10 protein-coding genes are annotated in these 12,750 nt (G+C 66.6%); 8 read left to right on the top strand and 2 right to left on the bottom strand.

Going from position 1 to position 12,750, the window contains the following annotated elements; translation table 11 throughout:
• Positions 1 to 106 precede the first annotated feature (106 nt).
• The 7 genes from ACZ5TV_RS02600 to ACZ5TV_RS02570 all read left to right on the top strand — a co-directional run bounded on the left by ACZ5TV_RS02600 (position 107) and on the right by ACZ5TV_RS02570 (position 7,612).
• Entirely contained in the window at positions 107 to 931 is an 825-nt protein-coding gene (locus ACZ5TV_RS02600) for an ArsR family transcriptional regulator (RefSeq protein ID WP_379779611.1), read from the top strand.
• A gap of 116 nt (positions 932 to 1,047) precedes the next feature.
• Complete coding sequence (locus ACZ5TV_RS02595) at positions 1,048 to 1,971, top strand: DMT family transporter (RefSeq protein WP_379779609.1); 924 nt, start codon at positions 1,048 to 1,050, stop codon at positions 1,969 to 1,971.
• A 59-nt stretch (positions 1,972 to 2,030) separates the two neighbouring features.
• Positions 2,031 to 2,669 (top strand): deoxyribose-phosphate aldolase, encoded by a 639-nt coding sequence (gene deoC, locus ACZ5TV_RS02590; protein ID WP_379779607.1) that lies wholly within the window; start codon positions 2,031 to 2,033, stop codon positions 2,667 to 2,669.
• Positions 2,670 to 3,037: 368 nt separating this feature from the next.
• Positions 3,038 to 5,440, top strand: a complete 2,403-nt coding sequence (locus ACZ5TV_RS02585; RefSeq protein ID WP_464384328.1) for an amino acid permease — start codon at positions 3,038 to 3,040, stop codon at positions 5,438 to 5,440.
• 72 nt (positions 5,441 to 5,512) lie between these two features.
• The gene (locus ACZ5TV_RS02580; protein WP_379779603.1) at positions 5,513 to 5,830 is read left to right on the top strand and encodes a BolA family protein; all 318 of its coding nucleotides are present in this window, start codon (positions 5,513 to 5,515) and stop codon (positions 5,828 to 5,830) included.
• Positions 5,831 to 5,927: 97 nt separating this feature from the next.
• On the top strand, positions 5,928 to 6,128 hold the full coding sequence (locus ACZ5TV_RS02575; RefSeq protein ID WP_379779601.1) for a hypothetical protein: 201 nt from the start codon (positions 5,928 to 5,930) through the stop codon (positions 6,126 to 6,128).
• Between the two features lie 134 nt (positions 6,129 to 6,262).
• Positions 6,263 to 7,612 (top strand): putative ATP-dependent zinc protease, encoded by a 1,350-nt coding sequence (locus ACZ5TV_RS02570; protein ID WP_379779599.1) that lies wholly within the window; start codon positions 6,263 to 6,265, stop codon positions 7,610 to 7,612.
• Between the two features lie 62 nt (positions 7,613 to 7,674).
• On the opposite strand, the gene ACZ5TV_RS02565 is transcribed toward ACZ5TV_RS02570, so the two are convergent.
• Positions 7,675 to 8,271, bottom strand: a complete 597-nt coding sequence (locus tag ACZ5TV_RS02565; RefSeq protein WP_379779597.1) for a DNA-3-methyladenine glycosylase family protein — start codon at positions 8,269 to 8,271, stop codon at positions 7,675 to 7,677.
• 115 nt (positions 8,272 to 8,386) lie between these two features.
• Here ACZ5TV_RS02565 and ACZ5TV_RS02560 point away from each other — a divergent pair, with 115 nt between their 5' ends.
• On the top strand, positions 8,387 to 10,354 hold the full coding sequence (locus ACZ5TV_RS02560; RefSeq protein ID WP_379779595.1) for a 3-hydroxyacyl-CoA dehydrogenase/enoyl-CoA hydratase family protein: 1,968 nt from the start codon (positions 8,387 to 8,389) through the stop codon (positions 10,352 to 10,354).
• A gap of 63 nt (positions 10,355 to 10,417) precedes the next feature.
• Here ACZ5TV_RS02560 and katG read toward each other — a convergent pair whose 3' ends face one another.
• The gene (katG, locus tag ACZ5TV_RS02555; RefSeq protein WP_379779613.1) at positions 10,418 to 12,556 is read right to left on the bottom strand and encodes a catalase/peroxidase HPI; all 2,139 of its coding nucleotides are present in this window, start codon (positions 12,554 to 12,556) and stop codon (positions 10,418 to 10,420) included.
• Positions 12,557 to 12,750 lie beyond the last annotated feature (194 nt).

Below are 12,750 nucleotides of genomic sequence, written 5' to 3'. Positions count from 1 at the left end.
GTATCTCCCTGCCGCGGGGTAATTACCCTTCGCTCCGTGTCGTGACTTCCGTTCGGCCGATCGCGTGAAGTCAGGCTTTTATCTGCTGGACACTAACCACACGTTAATGGACTCCGCGGTACTGCTCGATCTCCTCGGGAACGAGAACCGGCGACGTATTCTCCGGCTTCTCGCGCAGAAACCCTGCTACGTCACGGAGATATCGGAGTACATCGGAGTGAGCCCGAAAGCCGTCATCGACCACCTCCGGAAGCTGGAGGAGGCCGGGCTGATAGAGTCGACGACGGACGACCAACGGCGGAAGTACTTCCGGATCACCCGAAGCCTCCGACTGGAGGTGAGCGTCTCCCCGTACGGGTTCGGCGCGAAGAGCGCGTACCCGGCGCGAAGCACCCTCGATATGTCCGGACGGTGTCCGCACCTCACGATCGAGATCGACGGCATCGACAACGGGTCGGACACCGGTGCCGACGCGGCGGGTTCGGACGCCGAGAGCGCCGACGCGGCGGGTTCGGACGCCGAGAGCGCCGACACGGCAGGCGCGGACGTCCTCGATCCGACTACTGACCGCGACGCTGGGGACGGCCGGAACGGCTCCGGTGTGGAGGGGACGGAAGCGTCGAGCGAGATCGCCGAGATAGCGGCCGAGTACGGTCGGCTTCAGGAGATCGACCGTGAGCTGTCGCTGGCCCAGCGGTGGATTCACGGTCGCGTCGAGGACGCACTCGCCGAGATCGACGAACGGCTCGGCACCGAGGCGGACAGCCGGTTCTACGCCGCCGTCCTCGCGGCGCTCACGGAAACCGACGGCACCGTGGAGTCGGTCGCCGAGGAGGTCGGCGCTCGCGAGGAGGCAGTCACCGACGCGCTCCGACGCCTCTCCGACGTCGGCGTCGTCACCCGGACGGGTGAGACGTATCGGATCCGGTGAGACGGCCGCATCCGCCGTTCGGTGACGAGCGGCCATCGATCGTCCGGAAACGGCGACCGTCCGGCGATCCCCGCCGCTTCCGGAACCTTTTGTCCCGTCCCGCGTCCAGATGAGTCGTGAGCCGCTACCGTACCGTCGCCGCGTTCCTCGCGCTCGCCGCCATCTGGGGCTCGGCGTTCATGGCCATCAACGCCGGCCTGGCGTACTTCCCGCCGGTGTTGTTCGCGGCCCTCCGGTTCGATATCGCGGGCGTGGTGATGCTGGCGTACGCGTTTTACGCGGCGGACGACCCCGTACCCCGTGGACGCGACCAGTGGACGGTCGTCGTCGTCGGGGCGGTTCTCATCATCGCGGCCTACCACGCGTTCCTCTTCGTCGGCGAGAGCGACCCGGCGGTGACGAGCGCCATCGCCGCGGTCATCGTGAGCCTCTCGCCGGTGTTGACCGCCGTGTTTGCGCGGGCGTTCCTCCCCTCCGAGCGGCTGACCGTCCTCGGCGTCGTCGGGCTGCTCGTTGGCCTCCTCGGGGCGGTCGTGCTTGCCGCGCCCGACCCGTCCAACCTGACGGGTGACGGAACGGGCGCGAAGTTCCTCGTGTTCCTCGCGGCCGCCGCGTTCGCGCTCGGCTCCGTCCTCACGCGCGTGCTCGACTCGGACATGGAGATCGAGACCATGGAGGCGTGGTCGATGCTGCTCGGCGCGGCGATCACCCACTTGGTCGCGTTCGGGCTCGGCGAGTCTGCGGCCGAGATCGTCTGGACGACGGAAGCGCTTCTCGCACTCGGCTACCTCGCGGTCGTCGCCAGCGGGATCGGCTTCCTGATCTACTTCGAGCTCCTCGACCGACTCGGGCCGATCGAGATCAACCTCGTCTCGTACGTCGCGCCGCTGTTCGCGGCGGTGTCGGGATGGCTCGTGTTGAACGAGGGGATCACGCTCCCCACCGTCGTCGGGTTCTTCCTGATCTGTGTCGGCTTCGCGCTCGTCAAGCGGGGGGCGATCAGCGAGGAGATCCGCCGGAGCGGGTGGCTGTCCGGGTGAGCGTCCGAAACCCCGTCCCGACCCAGCAGACATTTGTCGCCGCGTCGTAACTCCCGGGTATGAACCGCGAAGCGGTCGCCGGTCGCATCGACCACACCGTACTCGGCCCGACGACCACGTGGAGCGACGTCGAGACCGTACTGGAGGAAGCCTCGGAACACGGGATGAACGCCTGTATCCCGCCGTGTTATCTCACCGAGGCGGCCGATCTCTCAGACACCCCGGATACGACCGCGACGGTGATCGGGTTCCCGCACGGCCAGTCGTCCGCGGTCGCGAAACGCGAGGAGGCGGTTGACGCGTGGGACGCCGGGGCCGACGAGCTCGACGTCGTGATCAACATCGGCCGGCTGAAAGCGGGCGAGGTCGACGCCGTCGCGGCCGAGATCAGCGAGGTCGTCGCCGCGGTACCGATCCCGGTGAAAGTGATCATCGAGACGGCGCTGTTGACGGACGAGGAGAAACACCGGGCCTGTGAAGCGGCCGTCGACGCCGACGCCGACATGGTGAAGACGTCGACCGGGTTCGCCGACGGCGGCGCGACCGTCGCGGATGTCGAGCTGATGAGCGAGTACCTTCCAGTGAAGGCGTCCGGCGGCGTCGGCTCGTACGAGGACGCGATGGCGATGTTCGAGGCGGGCGCCGAGCGGATCGGCACGTCCTCGGGCGTCGCCATCGTCGAGGGCGCGCCGGAGTGACGGTGACGCCGGACTGACGGCGAACGGAGCGATGGCGAACGGAGCGTCGTCGCCTCCGCCTCGTGCCCGCCGTATTAACGATCCGATCGCTCGTACTGACGCACCGGTGAGAAAGAATAAAGCATACGATCAGTTCTATCTGTTCTTTATGCGGGACTGATCTCGAATATGCGTGAGATGAGGCCCGCGGGTCGGTGAGGTTAAATAATATCCGCGGAGACGGACACCCATGTCAACCGAGGGCGGCTCCGACGACCAGGGAGGTGGCTCGGCGTGAGCGACGACGAGGAGCTCGCCAAGAGCCTCGGACTGGTCTCGGCGTGAGCGACGACGAGGAGCTCGCCAAGAGCCTCGGACTGGTCTCGGCGATGACGATCGGGATCGGGACCATGATCGGGGCGGGGATCTTCGTCCTTCCGGGCGTGGCCGCGAACGACGCCGGTCCGGTCGTCGTCGCCTCGTTCCTGATCGGCGGGGGCGTCGCGATGGTGAACGCGCTGTCGGTCTCCGAGCTCGGGACCGCGATGCCGAAGGCGGGCGGGGGGTACTACTACGTCAACCGCGCGTTGGGGCCGATGTTCGGCTCGATCGCCGGGCTCGGCGACTGGCTCGGACTGGCGTTTGCGTCCGCGTTCTATTCGATCGGGTTCGGCCAGTACCTCGTGACGCTGCTCGGTGAGACGACGTTCGCGCTCCCCGTCATCGGAACGTTCGCGCTCATCCCGTCGTTCGATCTCGGCCTGTTCACCGTCACCCAGATCCAGATGGGTGCGCTGTTCGCCGGGACCGTCTTCATCGGCGTCAACTACATCGGTGCCAAGGAGACGGGTGGGATCCAGACGGTCATCGTCACGCTGCTGCTCGTCATCCTCGGCGTGTTCGCGATCGCCGGGTGGTTCTCGTTCGATTACGGGACGCTCACCGCCGACGGGTGGGCACCGACCGAGCGTGGGTACGGCGCTATCCTCCCCGCGACGGCGCTCGTGTTCGTCTCCTTCCTGGGATACGCGAAGATCGCGACGGTCGCCGAGGAGCTCGAGAACCCCGGGCGAAACCTCCCGATCGCGATCATCGGCTCGGTCGCCATCGTGACCGTCATCTACGGGATCCTCGTGACGATCATGCTCGGTATCGTTCCGTGGGACGTCCTCGACACCGACGCGCCCGTCGCCCAGGCGGCGGAGATCGCCTTTCCGGACCAGCTGTTCGGTGTGACCGGCTTCGCGGCCGCGGCGGCGACGGTGATGACGCTCGGCGCGCTGCTCGCGACCGCCTCGTCCGCGAACGCATCGATCCTCTCGTCGGCTCGGATCAACTTCGCGATGGGCCGTGACAAGATCGTCACCAACTGGCTCAACGAGATACACCCGCGCTTCTCGACGCCGTACCGGTCGATATTCCTCACCGGTGGGATGATCGTCGTGTTCATCATCCTGCTCGGACAGGACCTCAGTATCCTCGCGCAGGCGGCGTCGGTCCTCCACCTCATCGTGTACGCCCTGATGAACGCCGCGCTGATCGTGTTCCGGGAGGCGGACGTCCCGCAGTACGATCCCGATTTCACCGTCCCGCTGTACCCGATAACCCCGATAGTCGGGATGGTGCTTTCGCTCGCGCTGATCGGCTTTATGAGTCCGATCGAGATCGGCCTGTCGGCGGCGTTCGTCGTCGGCGCGGTGCTCTGGTACTTCTTGTACGCACGGCGGGAGACGACCCACCAGGGGTACCTCGGCCAGTACATCCTCGATCGGGCCGAGGAGATGCCGGAGTCCGCGGTCTCGGCCGCGGAGTCCGTGCAACCCGAAAAGACGGACTACCGCGTGATGGTGCCGCTCGCGAACCCCCGGACCGAGAGCGAGCTGATCGAGCTCGCCTCGATCATGGCGAAGGCGAACGACGGGGTCGTCGAGGCGGTCCACGTCGTCACCGTTCCGGACCAGACGCCGCTGTACGCGGGCGCAGAGCACGTCGAGCGGATCGACGCGGAGTCCGAACGGCTCCTCGATTCCGCTCGCGAAAGCGCCGAGACGTTCGGCGTCGACGTCGAGACGCGGACCGTGATCTCCCACCAATCCTTCGAGGAGATCTTCCATTCCGCCGAAACCGGAAATGCGGACCTCGTCGTGATGGGATGGGCGAACCAGCCGTTCTGGTCGTCCGGGACGGTGTCGCGGGGCCTCGACGAGCTCACGCGGGAGCTCCCGTGTGACTTCCTCGTGTTGAAGGACCGCGGGTTCGACCCCGAACACCTCCTCGTGCCGACGGCCGGGGGATCGGACTCCGACCTCTCCGCGGAGGTCGCCCGGACGCTTCGCGACGGTCGCGGATCGGAGGTCGAGCTCCTCTACGTCGTCGACGGGCCGGAGAACCGCGCCGCGGGCACCGAGTTCCTCGGCAAGTGGGCACAGGAGCACGACCTCGGCGACGCGACGCTCACGGTCGACACCGAGGGCGACGTCGAGGACGCGATCGGCCGGCACTCCCGCGAGTCGAGCATGGTGATCGTCGGCGCGACCGAGCGCGGACTCCTCTCGCGGCTGTTCAGCGGGTCGCTCGTCTACGACATCGTCAACGAGGTCGACTCGTCGGTGCTGCTGTGTGAGCGTCCCGACACCCGGTCGCTGTGGGAGCGGATCTTCGGCCGCGGATCGGCCGCCAACCGTGAGGACGACCCGGTCACCGCGGCCGACGCCGATGAGAGCGGTGACGGCCCTGAAGACGAGTGGTCGGGCGGTAGCTCGGACGACGACGCCCCCGCAACGACCGGCTGATCGGTTCTTGGCCCTCCGCACACGCACGGAACACGTCGGTCGGTTTTTGTCCGTCCGCGTCGGATCCGAACCATGACCATCGACACGGACGCCGTCGAGGAGCTGATCGAAGCGGGGATCCCCGACGCGGTCGCGCGGGTGACCGCCCCACGGATCCACAACGACGAGGACGAGGACGCTCACTTCGCGGTCGTGGCGGTGTCTCCCGCCTTCGACGGGGAATCGCTCGTCGACCAACACCAGCGTGTGTACGACGCGGTCGGCGACCACATGACCCGATCCGTCCACGCCCTGGAGATCAAGACGTACACGCCGGCCGAGTACACCGAACACGGCGACGGAACCCTCGACGACGAGCTCCGCGAGGCGGGGCTGCTCCCCGCGGAGTAGGGCCCTGCGCGCTCGCCGGCCGACGCCGGGACGGCCCTGATCCCGCGACCATCTCGAACCGCAACCGATCCGACCCCGCAACCGCCACCTCCGACATATGCCGCCTTCCCCGTCGACGCTCGCCCGACTCCGACACGCCTCTTGGGTAGTCGTCGCGCTCGTCGTCGGTTCGTTTCTGGTCGGCGTGTACGTCAGGGCGAGTCGGCTCGACTCGGCGTTCGCGCTCGTCGTTGTCGGCTTCCTCGTGGTGAACGGCGGGCTCGTCGTCCTCGGCGCGTGGGCCACGAACCGGGAGTGATCAACGGCGGCAGCGGCCGCGGTCGTCCACGTATCGAACCGTGTACTGCCGCCCTCGGGAGGGGGAAGGGTTCGCCCGGCCGTGAAACGGTATCGATCGGGTGAGTTTTCATCTCGGCGGTCGCACTCTCGTCTATGTCTGAGGACGCCGTCCGTGTGGGAGTACTATCGTTACACAACAGCAAGGAGACGAAGGCGATCTGTAACGCGGTCGAGGACCTGGGTCACGAACCCGTCTGGCTTCGCGAGGAGAACGCCGCGATAAGCGTTGAGGACGGCGTCGTCGAGATCGAACCGCCCGTCGACGTGATCGCCAACCGGCTCCTGCTGTCGAACACCGACCAGCCCGCGGAGCTGCTCGGGCTGGCGGCGACGTTCGAACGGATCCGACCGATGCTGAACGAGCCGGACGCCGTGCTCGCGTCGATCCACAAGTTCGCGACCGCCGCGACGCTCGCGGACTGGAACATCCGTGTTCCGGACGCCCTGCTCGCGCTGTCGAACGACCGGCTCAACGAGGGGCGCGAGCGCTTCGGCGACGTCGGCGTGTACAAGACCGCGATCGGCACCCACGGCGGCGGCACGTGGAAGGTCGATCTCACCGAGCGCGTCAACCCGAAGGTCGGCAACCGGCAGGCGTTCCTCCAGCAGCTCATCGACCGCGACGACGAGAAGCACCGCGACCTCCGGGTGTACATCGTCGGCGACGAGATCGTCGGCTCGATGTACCGGTACGCACCGGAGGGGGACTGGCGGACCAACGTCGCACTCGGCGGGGCGGTCGAGGACGCCACCGACGACATGCCCGAAGAGGCCGCGGAGACCGCGCTGTACGCGGCCGACGTGATGGGGCTCGATTACGCCGGCGTCGACCTCGTCGAGGGGTACGACGGCTGGTACGTGCTCGAAGTGAACCCGACCGCCGGGTTCAAAGGGCTGTACGAGGCGACCGGCACGAGCCCCGCACCGCATATCGCCAAGCTCGCGATCGAGTCGGTCGATGGGGAGGTCGACGACGACGACGTCGAGCGGCTCGCGGCGACGCTTGACGACTCCCGGCCCTCCTGTGCGCCGGCACCGAAACCGAGCCCGACGGAACAGCCCGTCATCGGGTACATCGAGGAGGTCGTCGTAACGGGCACCTCGGGGTCGACCCAGTCGCTCGCGAAGTCCGACACGGGGGCAACCCGGACGAGCATCGACACCAGCCTGGCGGCGGAGATCGGGGCCGGCCCGATCAAGAGCATGACCCGCGTGAAATCCGGCAGCGTGAAGGGCGGGAAGGCCCGCCCGGTCGTCGATCTGGTGATCGGGATCGGCGGGAACCAACACACCGTCACCGCCAGCGTCGAGGACCGCGGCCACATGGAGTACCCCCTGCTTCTTGGTCGTGACATCCTCACCGACTACCGCGTCGACGTCCGGAAACGCGCAGACGTCGAGGAGGCCGAACGCGACGAGGCCGGGGAGATCTTAGAGGAGTAACGCGGCCGCGCCCGATCCTTCCGCGGCCATCCGTTGCCGATACCAACGCACACGCCTCACGCTCACGACTCGTACGCCGCCCACACGTATCGCGTGCCGTAGCTCCGGTACGGCCGCCACGCCTCGGCGATCTCCCGCATCTCCGCCCGACTCAGATCGTCGCCGTCGGCGTACAGCGCCTCGATCCCCTTTCTAACGGCGAGATCCCCGAGCGGGAGCACGTCCTCACGACCGAGCGCGAAGATCAGGTACATCCGGGCCGTCCACTCGCCGACGCCGTGGATCCGGGTCAGCGCTTCCACCACCGCCTCGTCGTCGCGGTCGGCGAGGGCCTCTTGAGTGAGTGCCGGTTCTCCCGTCTCGAACGCCTCGGCGACCGACCGGAGGTACTCGATCTTGGTCCGGCTGACGCCGGCCTCAGCGAGCCGATCGGGGTCGGCGGCGAGCACGCGCGCCGGCGTCACCGCGTCGCCGATCACGTCGAAGGCGCGTTCGCGGATCGCCGCGGCCGACGCGGTCGAGAGCTGCTGATTCAGGATCGACACGCAGAGCCGCCGGAACGGGTTCTCGGCGGGCTCGACCGTGAGCCGACCGAACCGTTCTATCAGTCGGTCCATCACCGGATCCCGGCGAAGCGTCGCGGCGACCTCGTCGTCCATCGAGTTCTGATCGGGCTCGTACCGACATGGCGGTTTCGACGATTTATAAACTCACAGCGAGTTGTTCGTTTGGGAAATGGAAACGTTCAACCGGGATGGTTCCGACCGGTCGATCATGCAAGTCGACGACGTACAACGAGTGACGGTGCTCGGGGCCGGGAACATGGGACACGGTATCGCCGAGGTGGCCGCGCTCGCCGGTTACGACGTAGTTATGCGCGACATCAAGGAGGAGTTCGTGCAGAACGGCTACGAGCAGATCGAGTGGTCACTCGACAAGCTCGCGGAGAAAGAGCGGATCTCGGCCGAGGAAGCCGATGCGGCGCTCGACCGGGTCGACCCCATCGTCGACCTCGAAACCGCCGTGTCGGACGCCGACGTCGTCATCGAGGCGGTGCCGGAGCAGATGGCGATCAAGAAGGACGTGTACGGCGACCTCGAGGAGCACGCTCCGGAGCGGACCGTCTTCGCGACGAACACGTCCAGTCTGTCGATCACGGAGCTCTCGGAGGTGACGAACCGGCCCGAGCGGTTCTGCGGGATGCACTTTTTCAACCCGCCCGTACGAATGCAGCTCGTCGAGGTCATCTCCGGCGCTCACACGTCCGACGAAACGATGGACCTGATCGAGGGGCTCGCCGAGGAGATGGGGAAGACGCCGGTTCGCGTCCGCAAGGACAGCCCGGGGTTCATCGTCAACCGGATCCTCGTTCCGCTGATGAACGAGGCCGCGTGGATCGTCGAGTCCGGCGACGCGACGATCGAGACCGTCGACTCCACGACCAAATACGACATGGGCCTCCCGATGGGTTCGTTCGAGCTCGCCGATCAGGTCGGGATCGACGTCGGCTATCACGTCCTCGAGTACATGCACGAGGTGCTCGGCGACGCGTATCGGCCCTGCCCGCTGCTCGCCGAGAAAGTCGACGCCGAGGAGCTCGGCAAGAAGACCGGCTCCGGCTTTTACGACTACGAGAACGGGGGCGCGAACGTCCCCACGGACGCGGCGGACGCCGACGTTCGCCGCCGCCTGCTTGCGGTGATGGCCAACGAGGTCGGTGGGCTGATCGAGAACGACGTGGCGGACGCGACGGCGATCGACCGCGCCGTCACGCTCGGGGCGGGGTTCCCGGACGGTCCCGCGAAGCTCGCCGACGCGGAGGGATTGGAGGCGCTGTGTGACACGCTCGACGACCTCAAAGCCGAGACCGGGGAGGCGCGCTACGAGGCGACCGAGGGGCTCCGCGATGCGGCCGCGGCCGGCGGGTTCCACGGCGGCGACGACGAGGGCGAGGACCACGAGTTCGACACGCTGGTCGTGAGCGTCGAGGGCGCGGTCGGCCATATCGAGATCGACCGCCCACACCGGATGAACACGATAAGCGGCGAACTGCTCGAAGAGCTGTCCGCCGCGATCGATGTATTCGACGAGGACGACGATGTACGGTCGATCCTGCTTACGGGCGCGGGCGACCGCGCGTTCTCCGCCGGGGCCGACGTCCAGAGTATGGCTGCCGGCGGCGGTGACCCGATCGAGGCGGTCGAGATCTCCCGGACGGGCCAGCGGACGTTCGGGAAGCTCGAGGCGTCCGACAAGCCCGTAATCGCCGGGATCGACGGCTACTGTCTCGGCGGCGGCATGGAGCTCGCAACGGCGGCAGACCTCCGGGTCGCCTCCGAGCGCTCCGAACTCGGTCAGCCTGAACACGACCTCGGACTGCTGCCGGGATGGGGTGGGACCCAGCGGCTCGCCCGGATCGTCGGGGAGGGGCGTGCGAAGGAGATCATCTTCACTGCCGACCGCTACGAGGCCGAGACGCTCGCGGAGTACGGTTTCCTCAACGAAGTGGTCGCGAACGACGAGCTCGACGACCGCGCGTGGGAGCTCGCCGAGGAGCTCGCCGCGGGCCCGCCGATCGCCCAGCGGTACACGAAACGCGCGATGCACGCCGGCCGGACCGACGACGAGGCCGGCTTGGAAGTCGAAGCGCAGGCGTTCGGCCACCTGATGAACACCGAGGACCTCATGGAGGGGATGACGGCGTTCATGGGTGACGGCGAACCCGACTTCAAGGGGAAGTAACGCGATTTCGGGGTCGTCATCTCCGTCAGCCGACCCGCGTTCGAATGACTCGGAGCGGGCGACCTATTCGAGGTCGAACCGGTCGAGCTGCATGACCTTGCTCCAAGCGTCGACGAAGTCCTCGACGAACGTCTCCTCGGCGCTGTCGGCGCCGTACACCTCGGCGATGGCGCGGAGGCGGGCGTTCGACCCGAACACGAGATCGACTCTAGTGGCTTCCCACTCGACCTGCCCGGTCTCGCGGTCGATCAGCTCGTACGTGTCCCCGTCGTCGGCCGGTTCCCACTCGTACTCCATACTGAGCAGGTTCACGAAGAAGTCGTTGCTCAGCGTTCCGGGGTCGTCGGTGAAGACACCGAGATCGGAGTCCCGGTAGTTCGCACCGAGCGCGCGCATACCGCCGACGAGTGCGGTCATCTCGTGGGCGGTCAGGTTCAGCAGATCGGACTTGTCGACCAACAGCTCCTCCGGCTGGCGTTCGGCCTCGTCGGAACGATAGTTACGGAACCCGTCGGCTTTCGGTTTTAGCGCCTCGAAGGACTCGACGTCGGTCCACTCCTGAGAGGCGTCGGTGCGCCCCGGTTCGAACGGAACCGTGACGTCGTAGCCGGCATCGGCGGCCGCCGCTTCGACCGCCGCGTTGCCGCCCAACACGATCAGGTCGGCGAGCGAGACGCGGACGTCGTCCGACCGCGAGTCGTTGAACTCCGCTTTGATCTCCCGCAAGGTATCGAGGACCGCCGCCAGTTGATCGGGCTCGTTCGCCTCCCAGTCACGCTGTGGGCGGAGCCGGATCCGAGCACCGTTGGCGCCACCTCGCTTGTCGCTGTCGCGGTACGTCGACGCCGAGGCCCACGCGGTCTTGACGAGCTGTCGCTTCGAGAGATCCGAGTCGAGAACCCGCGTTTTGAGCTCAGCTATCTCCGTATCGCCGATGCGGTCGTAGTCCGCGTCGGGGATCGGGTCCTGCCAGATCATCGTCTCGTCTGGAACTTCGGGACCGAGGAACCGCTCCGGCGGGCCCATGTCCCGGTGGATCAGCTTGTACCACGCCTTCGCGAAGGTTATCCCGAACTCCATCGGGTTCTCCTGGAACCGCTCGAGGATCTCCCTGTACTCCGGGTCCCGCTTGAGCGCGACGTCGGTCGTTAGCATCATCGGCGTCGCGCTTCCGTCTTCCTCGTGTGCGTGTTCCGCTGCACCCTTGAGAGCGCCGTCTTTGGGGCGCCACTGCCACGCACCGCCCGGCCCCTCGTGGGGCTCCCACTCGTACTTGAGCAGGTTATCGACGTAGTCCATATCCCACTCGATCGGGGACTGTGTCCATGGTCCCTCGATGCCGCTCGTGATCGTGTCGGCCCCCTTGCCGTCACCGTGCTCGTTCTCCCAGCCGAGCCCCTGCTGTTCGATCGGTGCCTCCGCGGGCGGCGCTCCGAGGTTCTCGTCGGAGTCGGCCCCATGCACCTTTCCGAACGTGTGGCCGCCGGCACAGAGGGCGACGGTCTCCTCGTCGTTCATGGCCATCCGGTCGAACGATTGCCGGATGTACTTCGCGGACTCCTTCGGATCGGGACGACCGCCCGGCCCCTCCGGGTTCACGTAGATCAGCCCCATGTGGTCCGCGGCGAGGTCGCCCTGGAGGTTCCCCTCGTCGTCGTGGCGTTTGTCCTCCATCATCTCCTCTTCCGGCCCCCAGTCGACGCCCTTGTCGGCTCGGAACGCGTCCTCACGCCCGCCGGCGAAGCCGAAGGTCTCGAAGCCCATCGACTCCATCGCGACGTTACCGGAGAGGACCAGTAGGTCGGCCCAGGAGAGCTTGCGTCCGTACTTCTGTTTGACCGGCCACAGCAGTCGGCGAGCCTTGTCGAGGTTCGCGTTGTCCGGCCAGCTCTCGACGGGCGAGAACCGTTGGGTACCGCCGGATGCGCCGCCACGACCGTCGGTAGTGCGGTACGTCCCGGCGCTGTGCCACGCCATCCGGATGAGTAGCGGCCCGTAGTGGCCGTAGTCCGCCGGCCACCAGTCCTGCGAGGTCGTCATGAGTTCCTCGAGATCCGCTTTCACCTCGTCGAGATCCAGCGATTCGAACGCCTCGGCGTAGTCGAAGTCCTCGTCGTACGGTCCGAGGTGTTGAGCGTTTTGATCGAGGATCTCCAGATCCAGTTCGTTGGGGAACCAATCGTGATCGGTTTGCTGAGACATCTGGTTCACCGAATAATTCTTCCACCTCAAATAAAAAAGTGTTCAATCCCGGGTGAGAATCCAGCAATAGTAACCTGTGTTTGTATAGAACAAAGATATATTTCAATATTCAAAAACTGAGGCTATTTCATTACGTGTGCCGAAGCGATCGTCGGTCGTACACCGATGTCCTGGGTCGTGTGGTGGTCTATCGT

It is taken from the genome of Halorubrum tibetense, assembly GCF_055396225.1.
This window is presented reverse-complemented; position numbering and strand designations above follow the sequence as displayed.